The sequence below is a fragment of the Dyella sp. S184 genome (genome assembly GCF_009766065.1).
Lineage (GTDB): Bacteria > Pseudomonadota > Gammaproteobacteria > Xanthomonadales > Rhodanobacteraceae > Rhodanobacter.
Genome location: NZ_LMUE01000002.1, coordinates 443,176 through 464,003 on the forward strand (window position 1 = coordinate 443,176; position 20,828 = coordinate 464,003).

A 20,828-nucleotide genomic window follows, 5' to 3' on the forward strand; every position below is an offset into this window, starting at 1 on the left:
TGATGCGCGCTTTGACTTTTGCACGCGCAACTTCGACGCTTCGCATCCCTCACTTTCAGCCTGTACGGAGATCCGCATGACCACCAACGACCTGGCCACGCAACACTGCCAACCACGCAAAGGCAAGGAACATGCGCTCGACCCCGCGCAGACGGCAGGCTTGCTGCTGTTGGTGCCGGGCTGGCAGCTACATGCAAACGGCCACGCGATCGTCAAGGATTTCAGATTCGCTGACTTTCACCACACCCTGGGTTTCATCAATGCAGTCGGCTTCATGGCCAACCACGAGGATCATCACCCGGATATCGAAGCCGGTTACGGTCATTGCCAGCTGCTGTGGTCGACCCATGATGTGGGCGGCCTGTCGCTGAACGATTTCATCTGCGCCGCGCGGGTCGAGGCCCTCCTGGCGCGTTGATCAGAAATCCGTGCGCGACTTGTCCCGCGAGTAGACCAGCCGCTTGCCCTTGACGGCGAGCACATCGAGAAAGTCTTTCAGATCATCCGGCAAGGGCGTCGAGAAACTGTAGGAGCGCCCGTCCAACTCAAAACTCATGTGCGCGGCGTGCAGGAACATCCGGTTCAGGCCCATCTCGCGGAAACGCTTGTTCATCTCCTTGTCGCCGTACTTCGGATCACCAGCCAGTGGGTGACCGATATGCGCGGCATGCACGCGGATCTGGTGGGTACGCCCGGTGCCCAAGGTAGCCTGCATCAGGCGGGCGCCGGGGTACTGCTCCATTTCGCGGAAAAACGTCAGCGACGGCTTGCCGTTGTCGGCCACCCGCACCATGCGCTCACCACCTTGCAATACGGATTTCAGCAGCGGCGCATTGACGTCGAACTTGGCCTTGGAGGGATGACCGAGCATCAGGCACAGATATTGTTTGGTGACCTCGCCGGCACGGATCGCCGCTTGCAGCCCGGTCAGCCCGGCCCGCGTCTTGGCAAACACCAGCACGCCGCTGGTATCGCGATCGAGTCGATGCACCAGTTCCAGGTGTTCCTGCGGCCGGGCCGCGCGCAGCAGCTCGATCGCACCGTGACTGACCCCGCTGCCGCCATGGCTGGCCACGCCGGCGGGCTTGTCGATGACCAGGAAGTGCTTGTCTTCGAAAATGATGGCGTCGGCCACCGAGGCCACCAAACCGGTGGCCGGTGCGTTGCCCTCGGGCCGTTCAGCCACCCGTACCGGCGGAATACGCAGCATATCACCGGCTGTGAGACGCGTATCCGGCTTCGCCCGCTTGCCGTTGACCCGCACCTGACCGGTGCGCAACAGCCGGTAAATCATGCTCTTCGGCACCCCTTTGAGCATGGTGACCAGAGCGTTGTCGATGCGCTGGCCGTCCCGCTCGGGGCCGATCTCGACTTGACGTACACCGTGAGGTGCGTCGGGGGAAGTTACCGTCTGCATTGAAAAAAACCTGCTGAAATAGGATACTCGGTGGGCGCTACATTCTGCCCATCGATGTCTGGATCGGGTCGAGTGCCCGCCCGTAACGTCGGCGAGGATTGCGCCGGTTGCCTTGGCGGCCGGTCGCGGCTCCCTTTCATCGTAACGGTTCGGGCTGCCGTTTGTCCGATGCCATTGAGGTATCGGGGCGGCAGACGCAGCTGATCGAATCATCCCGACACCGGTAACGGTGCCGTTTTTTTGCCGCTTTTACCGCAGCGGCGCGATCCCCGGCAGGCCGCCATTTCGGCGCCACCGTGGCACGCGACGCGCGGCAAGCCGAGGATTACCACCATGAAGCGTATGTTGATCAACGCGACTCAGCGTGAAGAGTTGCGCGTGGCCATTGTCGATGGCCAAAACCTGTACGACCTGGACATCGAAATCCCTTCCCGGGAACAGAAAAAGTCCAATATTTACAAGGGCCGAATCACCCGAGTTGAGGCTTCACTTGAAGCTTGTTTCGTTGAATACGGCGCCGAACGCCATGGCTTCCTGCCGCTGAAGGAGATCTCCCGCGACTACTTCGCGCCGGGTCTGGATCACCACAAGGCCACCATCCGCGAGCTGCTCAAGGAAGGCCAGGAAGTCGTCGTTCAGGTTGAGAAGGAGGAGCGCGGCAACAAGGGTGCTGCCCTGACCACCTTCATCAGCCTGGCCGGCCGTTACATGGTGCTGATGCCGAACAACCCGAAAGCCGGCGGTGTCTCGCGGCGGATCGAAGGTGAAGATCGGCAGGCGCTGAAAGAAGCACTCGACCATGTCACCGTGCCGGACGATGTCGGCCTGATCGTGCGCACCGCCGGCCTTGGCCGCGACGCCGAAGAACTGCAGTGGGATCTCGATTACCTGCTGCAGCTGTGGAAATCGATCTCCGAGGCAGCCAACAAGCAGAAGGCGCCGTTCCTGATCTATCAGGAATCGAAGCTGTTCATCCGCGCCCTGCGCGACTACCTGCGCAGTGACATCGGCGAAATCCTGATCGACGAGGAGTCGCTGTATAACGACGCCCGTGATTTCATGCAGCAGGTGATGCCGAACGCGCTGCGCAAGCTCAAGCTGTACAAGGACGACACCCCGCTGTTCACGCGCTACCAGATCGAGACGCAGATCGAGAGCGCGTTCGACCGCCAGGTGCGCCTGCCTTCGGGCGGCTCGATCGTGATCGACCAGACCGAAGCGCTCACCGCGATCGACATCAACTCCTCCAAGGCCACCAAGGGCAGCGACATCGAGGAGACCGCGTTCAACACGAATTGCGAGGCCGCGGTGGAAATCGCCCGCCAGGCACGCATCCGTGACGCCGGCGGCCTGATCGTGATCGATTTCATCGACATGGACAGCCCGAAGCACCAGCGCGAAGTGGAAGATCGCCTGAAGGAAGCGCTGAAGCTCGATCGTGCCCGCGTGCAGATCGGCCGCATCTCGCGCTTCGGCCTGCTCGAGATGTCCCGTCAGCGCCTGCGTCCGAGTCTCGGCGAAGCGACCCAGATCGTCTGCCCGCGCTGCGAGGGCCACGGCCACATCCGCGGTGTGGAATCGCTGTCGCTGTCGACCCTGCGCCTGATCGAAGAGCACGCGATGAAGGACAACACCGGCCAGGTGCTGGTGCAGGCGCCGTCGAGCGTCGTCAACTTCCTGCTCAACGAAAAGCGCGCCAGCGTGGTGGAGATCGAACTGCGCCACAAGGTGCACGTGATGATCGTCGCTGACGAAAAGCTGGAAACGCCGCATATCGAAATCCAGCGTATCCGCGAAGCCGACATGGGCGAGCACAGCAAGCCCAGCTATGAACGGCTGACCACCGTGGAAACGGCCGAGCTGCCCAAGATGGGCCAGGCTCTGGGCAGCAGCGAACAGCCAGCGGTCAGCGGCATCGTGCCGTCCAGCCCGGCGCCGCTGCGTGAGGAAATCGAGGCTCCAGCCGCCAGCGCACAACCGATTGCGCGTCGCCAGCCGGTGACCACGCCGACGGCGTCCCGCCCGGCTCCGTCAGGTGGTGTCATCTCGCGACTGCTTGGCTGGTTCCGCAGTGCCGAACCGGCAGCGGCAACGCCTGCTCCCAAGCGCACGGATGGCAATGACAGCACACGTGATCGTCGTGACGAGCGCACGGGCCGCAACAATGCTCAGAACACGTCCGCACAGCGACAGCCGCGCCGCGAACAGGCGCAGCAGCAGAACGGGGCGAAATCGAACGCGCAACAGCCCAGGAATCCACGCCAGCGCAATAATGAGCAGCCGCCGCGCCAGCCACAGCAGGCACAGCAAGCACAGGCTCCGAACGCCAAGGCAGAACGCCAGCCCAAGGCCGCGGTAACCGGGAACAACCCGGCACGAACCGAACGCAAGCCCAACCCCCAGCAACAGGGACCCAAGGCCGAGCGCCCGTCACGTCCCAGCACAAACGATCGCCCCGCCGCCGTGTCACCGAGCGATGCTGCCACGGAAGCCGAGCTGCTGATCGTGCCACTGGGTGAATCCACCGCGCCGGAATCTTCCGACGACACACTTGATGCCGACGGCAGCCAGTCGCGTCGACGTCGTGGCCGTCGCGGTGGCCGGCGCCGGCGCCGCCACGACGAAGTAGCTGCGAACGGTACAAATCTCGATGCAGGGCAAGTGCAGGCGCTCGACGACGAAGATCGTGACGAAGCCGTCAGCGCTACCGAGGCCAGCCGCAGCGAACAGCCTTCACGGAGCGCTCCGGTGACAGTCAGTCCCGTGGTCGCCGTCGCCGCGATCGGAGCAGATCTCATGAACAACGCTCCGGTTAGCAACGCGGCGCCTGAAGTCGCACAGGAAACGGCCAAACCGTCTGCTCCGATGCCTGCGTTTGTGGTACCGGTCGAGAAGGCTGTGACCCGTGTGGCCGATCCTGCGATGGATGATAGTCAGCCGTCCAAGCCAGAACTCACACCAAGCGCTGTAGCACCGCCTGTAGCAACCTTCAACCTGCCCACCCTGCCGCCTATTCCTGACCAGTCGAAACCGGCAGTCAACAATTCCGAGGCAAGTGAAGCAGTCAAGGGTACGCTACCGGCAGCGGCACCGATGCCCGCGCAACCGATCAGCCGCCCACCGCAGCAGGTCACTGTAGCCAACACCGACAGCGCCGCCGACAAGGTCCGTGAAATCGTAGCTGCACCCGTGACCGAGGCTGTTGTACCGGCACCACGGCCTGCGATCGTAGCCGATCCGCCGGCGCCTGCTCTTGCGCCGGCGCCACAGGCTCGACCGGCAATTTCGTCGGACCCGGCAGCGCCAATCAGTCAACCGACCAACGCGGCTCCAGCTGTGGTCGTCGTGCCTACTCCATCAGCACCGCTGCCCAAGCAGGGTGACTTGCTGGCTCACCCCATCCACCCGGCAGCGTCGATTACGCCGCGGGATGAGGAGCACAAGAGCGACCTGCACGACTGAATCGTCAGCGCCCTGCTTCAGTGACAAAAAAACCGGACATGCAGTCCGGTTTTTTTGTCACTCAATATCGAAGCGCATTTTTGGTTGTCGTTCAGTACTCAGCTGCCGACCTGATGGTTCGGCGCATCAATCAGGCCGTGTACGGTCATCAGGTGCGCCAGACTTAGCACATGATCCACATGCAGCTTTTCCATCAATCGCTGCTTGTAGGTCGACACCGTTTTCGGGCTCAGGTTGAGCTGTTCGCCGATGATGGTCAGCGGCTTGCCACGCACCAGCATCATCGCCACTTCCAGCTCACGGCTGGACAGCACGTCGAACGGTGAGGTGCTGCCATCCAGTGTGGCCAGTGCCAACTGCTGCGCCACGGCGGGTGCGAGATAACGTCGGCCACTGGCCACCTGACGCACGGCAGACACCAACTCCTCGGCACTGCAACCCTTAGTCAGGTAGCCGAGCGCGCCGGCGTCAAGCAGGCGTTTGGGAAAACGCGCGTCATCCACCACCGTCACGATAACAATCTGGGTGGACATCTTCGAGCGACAAACGCGCTCCGTGAGTTCGATCCCGCTCATACCCGGCATGTGCACATCGACCAGGGCAATATCCGGTGCCAACGTTCGAATCAGCCGCAGGCCTTCCTCGGCACTCCCTGCCTCACCACTGACGCAGATGTCCGCCTGCTGCTGCAGGATCATCCGGAAACCTGTACGTACCAGCTCGTGATCATCCACCAGGACAACATTGATCACATCACACCCTCCTTGATTGGGCTGCATGAAATCAGTCCGCACCACAGCAAACTGACCGACACGCAGCAATTCCGCCGTCAGGCGATCTCTTCCATCATGGTACTGCGATGCCCGGAGCTTTTCCGTCTCGCGCCGGGCCTGGGCCTAGGCCGCAAGTATGTCGGCGACACCCACATAACGGGCCAGCACAATCGTCGAGGTCGGGCCAGGCATTTCCACACTGACCGGTCGGTTCGAGCGTTGATGTTCGTCACGAGCCAGTTCCCTGGCCAGTTTGATGGCAGCTCCCAGTTGCAGATCACCGAACAGTGCGATATGGGAGCGACAGACCTTCCAGCCACCGGCAACGGAAGGTTTGAGTGAAATGATTACCAAGGCGTCCACCCCACGCGATGAGGAAATCAACCGTGATACGTCAGGCAAGTGCCTGCCGGTATCGTCACCATAGGGTCGCAATGTGCCATGGTGAATACAGTCGATATGTCAGCCGGCGCCTACAAGCCGTGTGCGGGAATCACGGCGAAGCCACCCTGCGTCATATTCGTTCGGGTCCCCTCTTGGACACCAACCACCGGAACCTGCAAGCAGCAAAGCCGCTGCTTTAGGAAGGAACAAAAAAACCGCCGATCGGCGGTTTTTTTGTTCCTTCATGATTCCAGTGAAATTCACTGAAACCTTCATTGGTGCCCAAGAGGGGACTCGAACCCCTACGACTTACGTCGCTACCACCTCAAGGTAGTGCGTCTACCAGTTCCGCCACCTGGGCAGGTGTGTTGCTTTAATGCTTCTTGGCCGGCTCTGTGGCCGCCGGCACCTCGCCCTTGGCCGGGGCGGGGGTTGTCGCAGGTTGTGCGGCTGGCACGGCATTGCCGGTAGCGGCAGGAACAGCCGTCGGCACTTCCGAACCTACCGGTGCGACAGGTGTTGTCGGTTGGGCTGCCTGCTTGCTGGCAAGCCCAGCCATCACACCCAGATCATCGGCCTTGCTGCTATGCGGCGCGCCATTGGCGTGCAGATAGATGCCCATGCCGAGGCTGAGCAGGAAAAACAGCGAAGCCAGGACGCCGGTGGCCTTGGTCAGGAACGTGGCCGAGCCACGCGCACCGAATACCGTGGCAGATGCACCGCTGCCGAAACCCGAGCCCGCATCGGCGCCCGCGCCGTTCTGCAGAAGGATCAGCACGATCATCGCCGCAGCGATCAGGATGTAAAACACGCTGAAGATGACGAACATGATTATTTATTGAGCCTGTAGCGCCTGATGCGCCGCGGCGCAGATTCCAAGGAAGTCGGATGCGGCCAGCGAGGCCCCACCGATCAGTCCACCGTCCACGTCCGCCTGCGCGAACAATTCCGCGGCATTGGCCGCCTTGACGCTACCGCCGTAAAGCAGTCGGGTCAGCCGGGCAATCATAACATCTTCCGTTTCCAGTTGGCTACGAATGAAGGCATGGACCTGTTGTGCCATCTTCGGTGTGGCGGTGCGACCGGTGCCGATCGCCCAGATCGGCTCATAGGCAATGACCGCCGTATCAAAGCTGGCGATACCGTTGAGCGCCAGTACGGCGTGCAACTGGCGAGCGATGACCGCCTCGGTCTGGCCAGCCTCGCGTTGTTCCAGCGTTTCGCCGACACAAAGGATCGGCGTAAGGCCACCGGCACGCGCGGCGGCGAACTTGCGCGCAACCAGCTCATCGCTCTCGCCGTGGTACTGACGGCGCTCGGAATGGCCGACCAACGCCCATTGCGCGCCGATATCCGCAAGCATCGCGGCGGAAACCTCACCGGTAAAGGCACCCTGCCCCTCATGCTCGCTGACGTCCTGCGCGCCAATACCCAATCCGGATTTGGCGTGCTGCCAGGACAGTTCGGCGAGATACGGAAACGGCGGAAACACGGCTACATCGATGGACGCCGGCTTGGCAGTGGCAACCTCGTTCACCAGGGCCGTGGCCATTGAACGACTGCCGTGCATTTTCCAGTTACCGGCGACAAGCTTCTTGCGCATGGTCTGCTTCCGTTGCGATCAGGCCGCAAGCTTACTGATGGGCTGGGGTATCGGCAAACATGCGGAACAACTGGCGCCGACGTGGCCGCCCGGTCAAGAATGGTCATTCACATGCAGGAATGACCATGTCGCCTACCCGCCCACTCAGCCTGATCACCGGAGCCTCTGCCGGTATCGGCGCGGCATTTGCCCGGCAACTGGCAACACTAGACCACGATCTGGTACTCACCGCGCGAAGGGTTGATCGACTGGAGGCCCTCGCTGGTGAACTGCGTGAAAAGCACGGCATCTCCGTGACCGTGCTGCCAAACGACCTCGCTGACTCGGGCGCCCCACAGGCCTTGTGCGATGCTCTGCAGCAGCGCGGCCTGCAGGTGGACTGGCTCATCAACAACGCTGGCTACGGCGTGCCCGGCTCGTTCCTGGCTAACGACTGGAAAACCCATGCGGACTTCCTGCAGGTGCTGTTGACCGCCCCCACGGAACTAGTCTGGCGGCTGCTGCCCGGCATGCGCGAACGCGGCTATGGCCGTGTCATCAATGTCGCCTCGCTGGCGGGACATGTTCCCGGCCCTGCGGGACACACGTTATACGCCGCGTCCAAGGCCTACCTGATCAAGTTCTCGCAATCGTTGGCTTTGGAGAATCATGGGGCTGGAGTGAACGTCTGCGCACTGTGCCCGGGCTTCACCTGGTCAGAGTTCCATGACGTCACCGGCACCCGCGACAAGATGAATCAGATGCCGGGCTTCATGTGGCTCAGCGCGGAAGAAGTGGTGCGCCAGGGCATTGAGGCGGTTGAACGCGGCCAGGCCGTGTATATCCCTGGCCGCGTCAACCGGACCATCAAGGCCATCGTGCAACTGATGCCGGATCGGCTGGCCATGTGGCTATCCGCACGGGAATCGAAGCGCTACCGGAATGCCGATGCATAGGCTGTCGATCCGAAACTCCTGCGTTCAGATCAGCTTGATCTCGCGCAACCGCTGCATCAAATACTCGTGCGAGCTGATCGAGGTGTCGTAGCGGCGCGGGTTGTCCGGCGTGATGCAGGAATCGAGCGGATCCAGCACCACGTCCGGATTCGGATGCAGGAAGAACGGCACCGAATAACGCGGCTTGCGTGCGTTCTCGTTCTGCGGATTGACCACCCGGTGCGAAGTGGACGGATACACGTGGTTGCTCAAGCGCTGCAGCATGTCGCCGATGTTGACCACGATCGCATCACCTTCGGTGGTGATCGGCAGCCACTCGCCATCGCTCAACACTTCCAGTCCCTCGGCGCTGGCACCGACCAGCAAGGTGATGAAGTTGATGTCCTCGTGCGCGCCGGCGCGCACGTTGGGAATGTTGTCCTGGGTGATCGGCGGGTAATGGATCGGGCGCAGGATCGAGTTGCCGACGTCGGTCTTGTCCTCGAAGAAGTTTTCCGGCTGATCGATATGCAGCGCCAGTGCGCGTAGCACCCGCGTGCCGAGCTGGTCCAGCGCTTCGTACAGGCCGTAGCCGTACTGCTTGAAATCCGGCACTTCGGCAGGCCAGAGGTTCGGCGGCATCACGTCGGCGAACTTTGAATCGCGCGGGATCTCGCGACCGATATGCCAGAACTCCTTCAGATCAGCGTACTGGCTGTCCTTGGCGGTCTCCACCTTGAGCGGCGTATAGCCGCGCGCACCGCCACTGCCGGCGATGTGGTACTTCATCTTGATGTCGGTCGGCAGCGCGAAGAAGCGCTGGAAGACATCGTACGAACCGTCGATCAGCTCGCGCGAAATGCCATGCCCGCTGATGCAGCAGAAACCGAATTCGCGATACGCCGCACCCAGTTCGGCAACGAAGGCATCTCGATCGGTGTCATAACGACGGATATCGAGGGTAGGAACATTCTTCATGATGGTTGTAGTCCACTAGGTTGGGCGTGCGGTCAATTCATCCGCCACCGCAGGGGCGGTGCACGTCGGGCCTATCCATGGCGACCCAGTACAACTACAGGTTCACGAGCGTTCGGCTACGGATTTTACAATCCCCGCCAGCTTTTCTGCCAACTGCTGCACTTCTGCGGCATCGGCAGCCTCGATGGTGACGCGCACCAGCGGTTCCGTGCCGGAAGCACGCAACACCACCCGGCCGCGACCACGCAGGGTCTGCTCCACCTCGGCCAGCGACTGCTGCACCTCGCTGCTGACCAGTGCCTCGCGCGCACCGATGGCGCGTACGTTGAGCATGACCTGTGGCAATTTCTTCAGGCCCCGACGGGCCGTAGCCAGATCCTGGCCGGACAGTGCCAGCGCCTCCAGCACCGCCAGCGCAGCGACGATACCGTCACCCGTAGTGGCGCGATCCAGGCACAGAATATGGCCCGAAGTCTCACCACCCAGTACGCCACCGTGCTGCCTCAGCTGCTGCATCACGTAGCGATCGCCCACGTTGGCGCGAATCAGCGACACGTCGAGTTCCGCCAGGGCCAGCTGCAGGCCGTAGTTGCTCATGAGAGTACCGACGACGGGCCCCTCAAGCAGGCCGCGCGCGTGCCAGCTGAGCGCCAGCACGTAGAGGATGTCGTCACCGTCGGCCAATACGCCATGCCGATCAACCAGCACCAGCCGGTCACCATCGCCATCGAACGCAATACCGAGATCGGCGCCATGCGCCAGCACGGCCTGCTTCAGCGCCTGTGGATGGGTGGAGCCAGACTCACGATTGATGTTGAAACCATCCGGCTTGTCGCCAATCGCGATGACCTCGGCGCCCAGTTCGGCAAACACTTTCGGCGCCACCTGGTAGGTCGCGCCATGGGCACAGTCCAGTACCAGCTTCAGCCCCCGCAGGCTGAAATCCTCTGCGACTGTCGCCTTGCAGAACTCGGCATAGCGCGCTACGGCATCGCTGATGCGGGTCGCCCTGCCCAGCCGCTCGGAGGCTACCGTGGCGAAGTCGGCATCGACTTCCCGTTCGATCGCCAGCTCGACTTCGTCAGATAGCTTCTCGCCGCCGGCAGAGAAAAACTTGATGCCGTTGTCATGGTACGGATTGTGTGAGGCACTGATGACGATGCCGGCGCTGGCACGCATCGAACGGGTCAGGAAGGCCACCGCCGGCGTCGGCATCGGTCCGAGCAAGCCCACATCGGCGCCGGCAGCGACCAGACCTGATTCCAGTGCCGACTCGAACATGTAGCCGGAGATGCGGGTGTCCTTGCCGATCAGCACCAGCGGACGATCCTTGCCCTCGCGCGCCAGCACGCTGCCTACGGCGCGGCCCAGGCGCAGCATGAAGTCCGCGCTGATCGGCCATTGCCCGACCATGCCGCGAATACCGTCCGTGCCGAAATACTTGCGTTGATTCATCGTGTGTTGCTGTCCTGAAAGATTGTCTGTCCCCGTGACGCAGGATAGTGCTGCACCGGATCCCGCAGCAAAGCGCTCAATCGTCGTCCGGCCAGCGCGGCGCAGCGGTTTTTTCGTCGCGCTTCGGCACCACATCGACCGCATGTACCGCCTGCCATACGGCCAGCGCATCCACCGTGGCAGCCACATCATGTACACGCACCATGCGTGCGCCACGCTGAACCGCGATCAGCGCGGCAGCGGTCGAGCCGGCAGCGCGCTCGACTGGATCGACCTTGCCGGTGAGTGTGCCGATCATCGACTTGCGCGACAGCCCGGCATATACACCGCTGCCCAGATTGGCGAAGCGATCCAGCGCGCACAGTAGTGCCACGTTGTGTTCCAGCGTCTTGCCGAAACCAAAACCGACGTCAACCATCACTTTGCGCCGGTCGATGCCTGCCAGTTCGCAGGCGAAAAGCCGGTCCGTGAGGAACCGGTGCACCTCACCGACCACGTCGTCGTAATGCGGCTCGGCCTGCATGCTGCGCGGCTCGCCCTGCATGTGCATCAGGCATACCGGCACGCCGAGTTCGGCGACGGCATCCATCGCGCCGTCGCGGCGCAAGGCATACACGTCATTGATCATGCCGGCGCCAGCAGCCACCGCCGCACGCATCACTTCCGGCTTGGAGGTATCGATCGCGATCGGCAGCGTGGTACGCGCGATCAGTTGCTCGATGACCGGGAGCACCCGGCGCAGCTCTTCCTCGACGGAGACATCGGCCGCACCTGGACGGGTGGATTCGCCGCCGACGTCAAGCATGTCGGCGCCCTCTTCCACCATGCGCAGGCCATGCGCCACGGCGGCTTCCACAGTGTCATGCATACCGCCGTCGGAGAACGAGTCCGGCGTGAGATTGAGGATGCCGACCACGCGCGGACGATCGAGCCGCAGTGGGCGTCCGGCGCAATCCAGTACCGGCGCAAACAGATCGATCGACATACTCACTCCTCAACTGATCCAGCTTTCCACATCGGCACGGCAGACTCAGGTCCCGGTTAAACCACCCAACTCGCCCATGTAGCGGCGGTAATGGCGCAGTTCCTCGATGGAATCACGGATATCCGACAACGCCGTATGCGCCGACTCCTTGCCGAAACTCTTGGCGATATTCGGCGCCCAGCGCCGGGCCAGCTCCTTGATCGTCGAAACATCCAGGTTGCGGTAATGGAAGTAACGCTCCAGCCGCGGCATCTGGCGGTGCATGAAGCGCCGGTCCTGGCAGATCGAGTTGCCGCACATCGGCGACTTGCCCGGCGGCACCCACGCGCGCAGAAAATCGACCGTGGCCTGCTCGGCCATCGCATGATCGGTTTCCGAGATCAGCACCTGCCGCCAGAGACCCGACTTGTGATGCTGGTTGGTATTCCAGCTGTCCATCGACTCCAGCCGGTCGATCTCATGACGCATCGCGAATACCGGGCCTTCGGCCAGCACGTTCAGGTCCTTGTCGGTGACCACCGTGGCGATCTCCAGGATCGAGTCGTTGTCGGTATCGAGGCCAGTCATCTCCAGATCGATCCAGATCAGGTTCTCTTCGTTGGGTTGGCTCATGGAATCTCCTTGTGGACAGGAGTTTATCAGTCTTGCCGCTTCGACTTTGGACCATGCGATCATCGGCGGTATGCAGACCTTCTTCTGGCACGACTACGAGACCTCCGGTGCCGACCCGCGACGCGACCGGCCGCTGCAGTTCGCCGGCATCCGCACCACGCTGGAATTGGAAATCATCGGTGAGCCGGTGATGTTCTACGGCAAGCCGCCACTGGAGATGCCGCCACATCCGGATGCCTGCCTGATCACCGGCATCACCCCGCAACAGGCCGAGCGCGAAGGCGTCAACGAGGCCGATTTCGCCGCCCGCGTGCACGAACAACTGTCCCAGCCCGGCACCTGCGGCGTGGGCTACAACTCGCTGCGCTTCGACGACGAGTTCACCCGGCAGATGTTGTACCGCAACTTCTACGAGCCGTACGGTCGTGAATGGGAGAACGGCAATTCACGCTGGGACCTGATCGACCTGGTGCGCCTGTGCCAGGCGCTGCGGCCGGAAGGCATCGTCTGGCCGACGCGCGAGGACGGCACGCCCAGCTTCAAGCTGGAACACCTGGCCAGCGCCAACCAGCTCAAGCAGGAACGCGCCCACGATGCCTTGTCGGACGTGTATGCGCTGATCGACCTGGCCCGACTGATCCGCGTGCGCCAGCCGCGGCTGTGGGACTGGTATTACGGCTTGCGCCGCAAGCAGAAGGTGTTCGAGCTGCTCGACGTGGTGAACATGACGCCGGTGGTGCATGTGTCCTCGCGTTATCCGGCCAGCCGGCATTGCCTCGCGGTGATCGCGCCGCTGGCGCCGCATCCGAGCCGAGCCGGCGAAGTGATCGTGTACGACCTCGCCACCGATCCGACCGAATGGCTGGCGCTGGACGAGGACGAGATTGCCGACCGTATCTTCACCGCGCGCGCCGACCTGCCCGAGGGTGTCGAACGCATTCCGCTGCGCACGGTGCGTGCAAATCACGCACCGGCGCTGGCGCCGTTGTCGGTGCTGCAAGGCGTGGACCAGTCGCGCCTGCAACTGGATCTCGACCGCTGCAAGGCGCACCGCAACACCCTGCGTGCCGTGGACGGGCTGGCGGAAAAATTGCGCCGGGTATTCCAGCGTGCCGCCGAACTGCCACCACCGGAGGATCCCGAGCTGGCGCTATATGGCGGTGGTTTCCTGCCCGATGCCGACAAGAAATTACTTGCCCAGGTGCGTGCCACGCCAGCCGCGGAACTGGGCAAACGTACCTTCCCGTTCCGCGATCCACGTTATCCGGAGCTCTTGTTCCGTTACCGCGCACGCAACTGGCCCGAGACACTGGATCCTGACGAACACGCACGCTGGGAAAATTTCCGGCAGGCGCGATTGACCCGGCACACCGCACTCACCGGCCTCACACTGGATGATTACTTCACGCATCTGGCAGAGCTACGCAACGATCCACAGGCGCAGGGCAAACTGGCCCTGCTCGACCAGCTGCAGGCCTGGGGCGAACAGCTCGCGGCCGGCATCGACAACGTCTGACCCCCTCACTCCCATCCATCGACCCGCCATGTCCCAGATCTATTTCACTCCCGCCACCTTCCGTTTCCTGCGCGCACTCGACAAGAACAACAGTCGCGAATGGTTCACCGAGCACAAGGGCGATTACGAGCGCCACGTGCGCGAGCCGTTCCTGCAGCTGATCACCGACCTGCAGGCGCCGCTGGCGAAGATCAGCCCGCATTACCGCGCCGACCCGCGCAAGAACGGCGGCTCGCTGTATCGCATCTATCGCGACACGCGTTTTTCCAACAACAAGCTGCCGTACAAGCCGTGGCAGGGTTCGCGCTTCTTCCACGAACGCCGGCACGAGATCCCGGCACCGTCGTTCTACATACATCTCCAGCCCGGCGACTGCTTCGCCGGCGGGGGCATGTGGCATCCGGAGCCGGACGCGCTGAAACACATCCGTGCGTTCATCGCCGACAACCCGGCCGCGTGGAAACGTGCCACGCAGAGCAAGCCATTCCGCGAGCACCTCACGTTCTGGGGCGAGTCGTTGAGCCGTCCGCCGCGTGGCTTCGATCCGGCGCACGAGCTGATCGAGGACCTGAAACGCAAGGATTTTGCGGTCGGCGAGAACTTCGACGATGCGCTCGCCTGCTCGGACGAACTGTTGCCGTGGATCGTGGCAACGTTCAAGCGCGTCACGCCGATGATCGACTACCTGTGCGCCGCGCAGGAGCTGGAGTTCTAACCCTCGGCCCGCGACACGTTTTGCCCAGTGCGCTCCGCGGCCATCGACCAGACCGCGACAGCGATCCCGACCAACGCGGTAAATGCCACGTAATGCGCTGGTGCCAGCACACCGAATCGTTTCACCAGCAAGCCGATCAGCGGTGGCGTGAGTCCGCCGAATACCGCGTAGGCAATGTTGTACGAGAACGACAGGCCGGAAAAACGCACCGCCGGCGGAAACGCCACCACCATCAACGCCGGCACCACGCCGACCACGCCGACGCTGAAACCGGCCAGCGCATACAAGGCGACGAAATGCGCAGCACCGGCCTGCAAGTCCAGGTACAGCGCATAGCTGCAAACCAGCAAGCCGATCGCCCCGAACAACAGTGCTCGCGGATAACCGATGCGATCGGCCAGCCAGCCGTAGCACAGGCAGCCCAGCGCCAGCGCGAACGAGGCCACGTTGTTGCCGAGGAAGGCGCGTTCCGGCTCGATGTGGAACACCGACTGCACAAGCGACGGCGTCATCAGGATCATCACCACGATCGCGGCGGTGAGCATCCAGGTCACCAGCATCGACAGCAGCACGCTCGGCAGATGCCGCTCGAACACCTGTCGCAATGGCAGTCCCGCCGCCAGTTCGCGGCGCGCATGCATCGCCTCGAACACCGGCGTCTCGCTGAGCCACTGGCGCAGCCACACCGCGAAGAAACCGAACACGCCACCGACCAGGAACGGCAATCGCCAGCCCCAGCCGAGTACCTCGGCCGGTGTCATCCGGTGGTTGATCGTTGTCGCCACCAGCGAGCCGATCAGGATGCCCACGGTGAGACCCGAGGTAAGGCTGGCGCAGGCGAAGCCAATCCGCTGCGCCGGTACATGCTCGGCCACGAATACCCACGCGCCCGGTACCTCGCCACCCACCGCAATGCCCTGCACCACGCGCAACAGCAAAAGCAGCAAGGGCGCCAACATGCCGGCCTGTGCATACACCGGGAGCAGGCCGATGCAAAGCGTTGGTACGGCCATCAGGAATACGCTGAGCGTGAACATCCTCTTGCGTCCCAGCTTGTCGCCGTAATGCGCCATCACGATGCCACCCAACGGCCGTGCCAAATACCCCGCGGCAAAAATGCCGTACACCTGCAGCTGGGCCAGCCATGAAGCTGTGTCCTTCGGAAAGAACAGGTGGCTGAGCGGAATCGCAAAGAACACGAACACCACGAAATCGTAGAACTCCAGCGCACCACCAAGGGCCGAGAGGCTCAACGTGCGCAGATCACGGCGGTCGAGTGCACGCGAAGGTGCGGAGGCATTCGACAAGGGCGAAATAGCGGTATCAGTCATCGGTGGTTCCACGGGCCGCATGGGCAAGGACCCGCGCAACATAGCGCATCACCATGCCAGTTGGGTCGATCCGGGAACAACACTCGTACCAGGCCTGACATCGCTATATGCTGCGCGCGTCCGGCAGGGATACCGGGTGTCGGGGGTGGCATCGCACGTCCATCGACATGCGTTGCAGCGCCCCGGGGTTCTGGGTGTGAGGTTCTGGGGAAAACGTCTTCGCATGTTGTGACGAGTAGCGCTCGTGGTGACAGCGCGTGCGCCTGCATTCAACCGACAAGGAGTTTCCTGATGAGCATGAGCAAACGCTTGGCCGCCGAATTCTTCGGCACGTTCTGGCTGGTCATGGGTGGCTGCGGCAGCGCGGTGCTGGCGGCGGCCTTTCCCGGGCTTGGCATCGGCTTCGCCGGTGTCGCGCTGGCCTTCGGCCTGACCCTGTTGACCATGTGCTACGCCATCGGCCACATTTCCGGCTGTCACATCAACCCGGCAGTCACCTGCGGCCTCGCGGCTGGTGGCCGGTTTCCGTTGAGGGAAGTGATCCCGTACATCATTGCGCAGGTGGTTGGCGGCCTCGTCGCCGGCCTGGTGTTGTACACGATCGCCTCGGGCAAACCCGGCTTTGATGCCACCGCCAGCGGCTTCGCCTCGAACGGCTATGGCGCACATTCGCCGGGCGGATACTCGATGGGCGCCGCTGCACTGTGCGAGCTGGTGATGACCGGCTTCTTCATCTTCATCATCATGGGTGCGACGCACAAGAGTGCGCCGGTGGGTTTCGCCGGTATCGCGATAGGCCTCGCACTGACCCTGATCCACCTCATCAGTATCCCGGTCACCAACACCTCGGTGAACCCGGCACGCTCTACCGCGGTGGCCCTGTTCCAGGGTGGCTGGGCCATCGAGCAGCTGTGGTTCTTCTGGGTGATGCCGATTATCGGCGGCATCCTCGGCGGCCTGATCTACCGCTTCCTGTGGAGCGATCAACCCACGCAGCCGGACATCAAGGGTGATCTGAGCTAACGCGTTCCGGATCACACGGCACGCGGCCAACCGGACCGCGTGCCGTGCTTCATGCACTGGCGAACGGAAACGCGAGCACGTCGGCAATAGCGTCAGTGCCACCCAGGCACATCAGCAGACGCTCCACACCGAGCGCGACGCCGGCGCAATCGGGCATTGCGTCGAGCACCTTGAGCAATGATTCGTCGATGGGGATCTCACGCAGGCCACGGCTACGACGCACTGCGTTGTCACGCTCGAAGCGTCCGCGCTGCTCCGCTGCATCGTTCAATTCGTGATAACCGTTGGCCACCTCATGGCTTCCAAGGTACAGCTCGAAGCGCTCGGCCAGCGGCGTTTCGCCCGGTCGGATACGGGCCAGTGCGCACTGTGTGGCCGGATAGTCGTGGATCACCGTGATGCGATCGCGCGGAAACGCCGGCTGCAGCTTGTGCGTGATCAACAGGTCGAGCCAGTCATCGCGCCCCAGGCCATCCGGGCCGATGTTGTACTCCGCCAGCGGCTCACGCAGTTCGTCGATCGGCGCATGCAGCGGGTCGATGCCGAGTTCATCCAGGAACAGTTGCCGGTAACTCTCGATCAGCACCTCGGCCCGTCGCCCGACCATCGCCAGCGCCGCCTCGATCAATGCGATGGTTTCCTCCATCAGCCGGCGATGACACCAACCAACCCGATACCACTCCAGCATGCTGAATTCGGGATTATGTCGTCCACCGGCCTCGCCGTTGCGGAACACCCGGCCCAGCTCGTAGCAGTCGCCGACCCCGGCAGCGAGCAGGCGCTTGAGTGGAAACTCCGGCGAGGTGCGCAACCAGCGTTCGCGCGCACCGGCATCGACATGCCCGCTGAAGGTCGTACTGAAGCTCTCGATGTTTGGATCAGTATTGCCGGCGGCGGACAGGATCGGCGTTTCGACTTCCAGCACATGGCGCTCGAGGAAGAACAGGCGGATCAACGCATACAGTCGCGCGCGCAATTGCAGCATTGCGACCCGTGACATTTCATGCATCATGTTGCCCCCTCGTGCCCTGCCAGCAAAGCCAGCAGCTGCGCTTCATCCCATATTGTCACACCCAGTTCCTGCGCCTTGTCGAGCTTGGAGCCGGCTGCTTCGCCGGCGACCACGAAGTTGGTCTTCTTCGATACCGAACCGGATACCTTCGCCCCCAGCGCTTCCAGCCGTGCTTTCGCGTCGTCACGACTGAGCGAAGCCAGCGTACCGGTGAGCACAAAGGTCTGCCCGTCAAGCGGCGCGTTGCCCGCCGCCGCCGTGGCTGGAATGGCGGACAGCAGCTGTTTCATCGCTGCCTCAGTATCGCGCAGTTCGGCAAGCGCGACCGGATCGGCGAGAAACTCCTGCAGGCTCGACGCGGCCGCTTGAGGCAGTCCGGCGGTAATCCAGTGGGCGGTACCGCCAGTCAGCAACCGGTCCAGCGTCGGAAAATGCTCGACGAGCAGGCGCGTGCTCTTGGGGCCGAGCTTGCTGATCCCCGCCTGATCCAGCAACACACCGAGGTTCAGCCGATCGCGCAACAGCGGCGTTGGCTCGGCCTCGTCCCTGAACACAATGCCGGCATCAAGCAGCGCGTCGACCACCTGCTGGTTGCCTTGCTGTGCGAAGAAGCCGGCGATCGAGGAAGCCACTTCATCGCCGATATCCGGCAGCACGCGCAACACCGGTGCCGGCATGCTGCGCACGAATTCAAGCCGCCCCAGCCAGCTCGCCAGCGTCTTCGCCGTGCTCTCGCCGATATGCATGATGCCGAGCGCGAACAGGAAACGTGCCAGCGTGGTGTGGCGGCTGGCCTCGATGCCCGCGACCAGGTTCTCGGCCCACTTGGTCGCCACCTTGCCGGCCTTTACCGTCTCCGGCGTGGTCCCATCCCGCTCGTCGATGCGCCGTTTCATGTCGACGAAATCGTCCACGCTCAATCCATACAAATCGGCTGGTGTGTGCACGATGTCGAGTTCCACCAGCGCTTCGGCGAAGCGCTCGCCGAGGCCCTCGATATCCATCGCACGCCGCGAGGCGAAATGGATCAGCGCCTCCTTGCGTTGCGCGGCACAAATCAGCCCGCCGGAACAGCGCCAAGCCGCCGCGCCCTCTTCGCGGATCAGTGCTGAGTTGCAGATGGGACAGTGCGTCGGCATTGCCCAAGGCACTGTTCCAGCCGGGCGCTGGTCCTCGATCACCCGCACCACTTCCGGAATCACATCACCGGCGCGGCGCACGATGACCGTATCGCCCACGCGGACATCCAGCCGTGCGATCTGGTCGGCGTTGTGCAAGGTGGCGTAGGTCACCGTCACGCCAGCCACTTGCACTGGCTCCATTCGCGCGCGCGGTGTCGCTGCACCCGTCCGGCCAATCTGGATTTCGATGTCGAGCAGGCGCGTAGTCTGCTCCTGCGCCGGAAACTTGTGCGCGATCGCCCAGCGCGGCGCGCGCGAGACGAAACCCATCTCACGCTGGCCGGCGTAGTCGTCCAGCTTGTAGACGACGCCGTCGATGTCGTACGGCAGGCTGTCGCGCTTCTTTCCGATGCGACGGAAGTAGGCGATCAAGCCATCGAACCCCCGGGCAACATCGACTTCCGGCGATACCGGAAAGCCCCACTCGCGCAGCTTCAGCAATGTCTGCGAATGCGTCTGCGGCAGCGTGCCGCCTTCGACTGCGCCGATCGCATAGGCGAAAAAACTCAGTCGGCGCTTCGCCGTGATCGCCGGGTCGAGCTGGCGCAATGAACCGGCCGCGCCGTTGCGCGGATTCGCCAGCGGCTTCTCATCATGCGCACGGGCATTGGCATTGAACGACTCGAAATCCTTGCGCAGCATGATCACCTCACCGCGCACTTCGAGCACTGTGGGCCAGCCTTCGCCACGCAGCTTCAATGGAATGGCGCGCACCGTGCGCAGGTTCGCGGTCACATCCTCGCCGGTTTCTCCGTCGCCGCGCGTGGCGCCCTGCACGAATACACCCTGCTCGTAGCGCAGGCTGATCGCCAGGCCATCGAGTTTCGGCTCCACCGAGAATACGGGCTCGCGTCGATCCAGCGTCTGTTCGATGCGTCGCTCGAACTCGGCCACTTCGCGGAAGCGTTCGCGCTCGCCTTCGCCCTCCTGCTCAAACGCATTGCCCAGCGACAGCATGGGTAGCAGATGACGCACTTCGGCAAAACCGCCCTGCGCTCGTGCACCCACCTTGCGCGTCGGTGAATCGCCAGAGGCGAGTGTCGGATATTCCGCTTCCAGCGCTTCCAGCTCGCGCATCAGACGGTCGTAATCGGCATCGGGAATCTCCGGATCGTCGAGTACGTGATAGCGGTAGTTGGCCTGCTCGATCTGCGCCCGTAGTGCGGCGGCGTGAGCCACAGCTTGGGCAGGGGCCGGACGTTCGGTCATGCGGGTCTCCAGGGATCTTGCCGCAGTTTAACGACACCGGTGAACGATAGCCGTCCTGGCACGGCCTGCGGTGGAAATGACCGACCGCTCCGGGCAGGCTCTGCACGCAGCGCTTTGAAACACACAGTCGCAGTAATGTGCAGACGCCCAAGCAACGCTTTAATACCTTTGATGAGGATATGGAAACATGCTGGTAGCCACGACCCACAGATGAAATTAGTCTGACTCAGCGCAAGCCAACGAAGAAAATCAAACTGT

The 20,828-nt window shown here is 62.8% G+C and carries 18 protein-coding genes and 1 tRNA gene; 7 read left to right on the forward strand and 12 right to left on the reverse strand.

Going from position 1 to position 20,828, the window contains the following annotated elements:
* Positions 1-76: 76 nt before the first annotated feature.
* The gene (locus GSQ75_RS01925; protein ID WP_158752846.1) at positions 77-418 is read left to right on the forward strand and encodes a 4a-hydroxytetrahydrobiopterin dehydratase; all 342 of its coding nucleotides are present in this window, start codon (positions 77-79) and stop codon (positions 416-418) included.
* Here the strand turns inward: GSQ75_RS01925 and GSQ75_RS01930 are convergent, their stop codons facing one another.
* Entirely contained in the window at positions 419-1,417 is a 999-nt protein-coding gene (locus GSQ75_RS01930; protein WP_158752847.1) for an RluA family pseudouridine synthase, read from the reverse strand.
* A 333-nt stretch (positions 1,418-1,750) separates the two neighbouring features.
* On the opposite strand from GSQ75_RS01930, the gene GSQ75_RS01935 reads away from it, so the two are divergent.
* Positions 1,751-4,879, forward strand: coding sequence for an Rne/Rng family ribonuclease (locus GSQ75_RS01935; protein ID WP_158752848.1), 3,129 nt, complete (start codon positions 1,751-1,753; stop codon positions 4,877-4,879).
* Between the two features lie 98 nt (positions 4,880-4,977).
* On the opposite strand, the gene GSQ75_RS01940 is transcribed toward GSQ75_RS01935, so the two are convergent.
* Complete coding sequence (locus tag GSQ75_RS01940; RefSeq protein WP_158752849.1) at positions 4,978-5,631, reverse strand: response regulator; 654 nt, start codon at positions 5,629-5,631, stop codon at positions 4,978-4,980.
* Here GSQ75_RS01940 and GSQ75_RS01945 point away from each other — a divergent pair.
* Entirely contained in the window at positions 5,602-5,994 is a 393-nt protein-coding gene (locus tag GSQ75_RS01945; protein WP_158752850.1) for a hypothetical protein, read from the forward strand. The two genes, GSQ75_RS01940 and GSQ75_RS01945, sit on opposite strands and share 30 nt — an antisense overlap.
* A 318-nt stretch (positions 5,995-6,312) precedes the next feature.
* Here the strand turns inward: GSQ75_RS01945 and GSQ75_RS01950 are convergent.
* The 3 genes from GSQ75_RS01950 to tpiA all read right to left on the reverse strand — a co-directional run bounded on the left by GSQ75_RS01950 (position 6,313) and on the right by tpiA (position 7,639).
* Positions 6,313-6,397: transfer RNA gene (locus GSQ75_RS01950), tRNA-Leu, on the reverse strand.
* Between the two features lie 12 nt (positions 6,398-6,409).
* Positions 6,410-6,865: a preprotein translocase subunit SecG gene (gene secG, locus GSQ75_RS01955; RefSeq protein ID WP_158752851.1), complete on the reverse strand. Its 456-nt coding sequence runs from the start codon at positions 6,863-6,865 to the stop codon at positions 6,410-6,412.
* Between the two features lie 6 nt (positions 6,866-6,871).
* A complete protein-coding gene (gene tpiA / locus GSQ75_RS01960) occupies positions 6,872-7,639 on the reverse strand; it encodes a triose-phosphate isomerase (protein ID WP_158752852.1) in 768 nt (255 codons plus the stop codon).
* Between the two features lie 119 nt (positions 7,640-7,758).
* Here tpiA and GSQ75_RS01965 point away from each other — a divergent pair, with 119 nt between their 5' ends.
* Complete coding sequence (locus GSQ75_RS01965; RefSeq protein WP_216840590.1) at positions 7,759-8,574, forward strand: SDR family oxidoreductase; 816 nt, start codon at positions 7,759-7,761, stop codon at positions 8,572-8,574.
* Positions 8,575-8,598: 24 nt separating this feature from the next.
* Here the strand turns inward: GSQ75_RS01965 and GSQ75_RS01970 are convergent, their stop codons facing one another.
* The 4 genes from GSQ75_RS01970 to orn form a co-directional block, all read right to left on the reverse strand.
* Positions 8,599-9,531 (reverse strand): 2-oxoglutarate and iron-dependent oxygenase domain-containing protein, encoded by a 933-nt coding sequence (locus GSQ75_RS01970; protein WP_158752854.1) that lies wholly within the window; start codon positions 9,529-9,531, stop codon positions 8,599-8,601.
* Between the two features lie 102 nt (positions 9,532-9,633).
* On the reverse strand, positions 9,634-10,986 hold the full coding sequence (gene glmM / locus GSQ75_RS01975) for a phosphoglucosamine mutase (protein WP_158752855.1): 1,353 nt from the start codon (positions 10,984-10,986) through the stop codon (positions 9,634-9,636).
* A 76-nt stretch (positions 10,987-11,062) separates the two neighbouring features.
* Positions 11,063-11,959 (reverse strand): dihydropteroate synthase, encoded by an 897-nt coding sequence (folP, locus tag GSQ75_RS01980; protein ID WP_174236695.1) that lies wholly within the window; start codon positions 11,957-11,959, stop codon positions 11,063-11,065.
* 57 nt (positions 11,960-12,016) lie between these two features.
* Positions 12,017-12,583, reverse strand: a complete 567-nt coding sequence (orn, locus tag GSQ75_RS01985; RefSeq protein ID WP_158752857.1) for an oligoribonuclease — start codon at positions 12,581-12,583, stop codon at positions 12,017-12,019.
* A gap of 70 nt (positions 12,584-12,653) precedes the next feature.
* On the opposite strand from orn, the gene sbcB reads away from it, so the two are divergent.
* Both sbcB and GSQ75_RS01995 read left to right on the forward strand, forming a co-directional pair.
* Positions 12,654-14,099 carry an exodeoxyribonuclease I gene (sbcB, locus tag GSQ75_RS01990; RefSeq protein WP_158753861.1) on the forward strand — a complete coding sequence of 482 codons (1,446 nt, stop codon included), beginning with the start codon at positions 12,654-12,656 and terminating at the stop codon, positions 14,097-14,099.
* 28 nt (positions 14,100-14,127) lie between these two features.
* Positions 14,128-14,814: a DUF2461 domain-containing protein gene (locus tag GSQ75_RS01995; RefSeq protein ID WP_158752858.1), complete on the forward strand. Its 687-nt coding sequence runs from the start codon at positions 14,128-14,130 to the stop codon at positions 14,812-14,814.
* Here GSQ75_RS01995 and GSQ75_RS02000 read toward each other — a convergent pair.
* A complete protein-coding gene (locus tag GSQ75_RS02000; RefSeq protein WP_158752859.1) occupies positions 14,811-16,145 on the reverse strand; it encodes an MFS transporter in 1,335 nt (444 codons plus the stop codon). The two genes, GSQ75_RS01995 and GSQ75_RS02000, sit on opposite strands and share 4 nt — an antisense overlap.
* A gap of 291 nt (positions 16,146-16,436) precedes the next feature.
* Here GSQ75_RS02000 and aqpZ point away from each other — a divergent pair, with 291 nt between their 5' ends.
* Positions 16,437-17,168 (forward strand): aquaporin Z, encoded by a 732-nt coding sequence (gene aqpZ, locus GSQ75_RS02005; protein ID WP_158752860.1) that lies wholly within the window; start codon positions 16,437-16,439, stop codon positions 17,166-17,168.
* Between the two features lie 49 nt (positions 17,169-17,217).
* Here the strand turns inward: aqpZ and epmA are convergent, their stop codons facing one another.
* The gene (gene epmA / locus GSQ75_RS02010; RefSeq protein ID WP_158752861.1) at positions 17,218-18,168 is read right to left on the reverse strand and encodes an EF-P lysine aminoacylase EpmA; all 951 of its coding nucleotides are present in this window, start codon (positions 18,166-18,168) and stop codon (positions 17,218-17,220) included.
* An 8-nt stretch (positions 18,169-18,176) separates the two neighbouring features.
* On the reverse strand, positions 18,177-20,570 hold the full coding sequence (gene ligA / locus GSQ75_RS02015) for an NAD-dependent DNA ligase LigA (protein ID WP_158752862.1): 2,394 nt from the start codon (positions 20,568-20,570) through the stop codon (positions 18,177-18,179).
* Positions 20,571-20,828 lie beyond the last annotated feature (258 nt).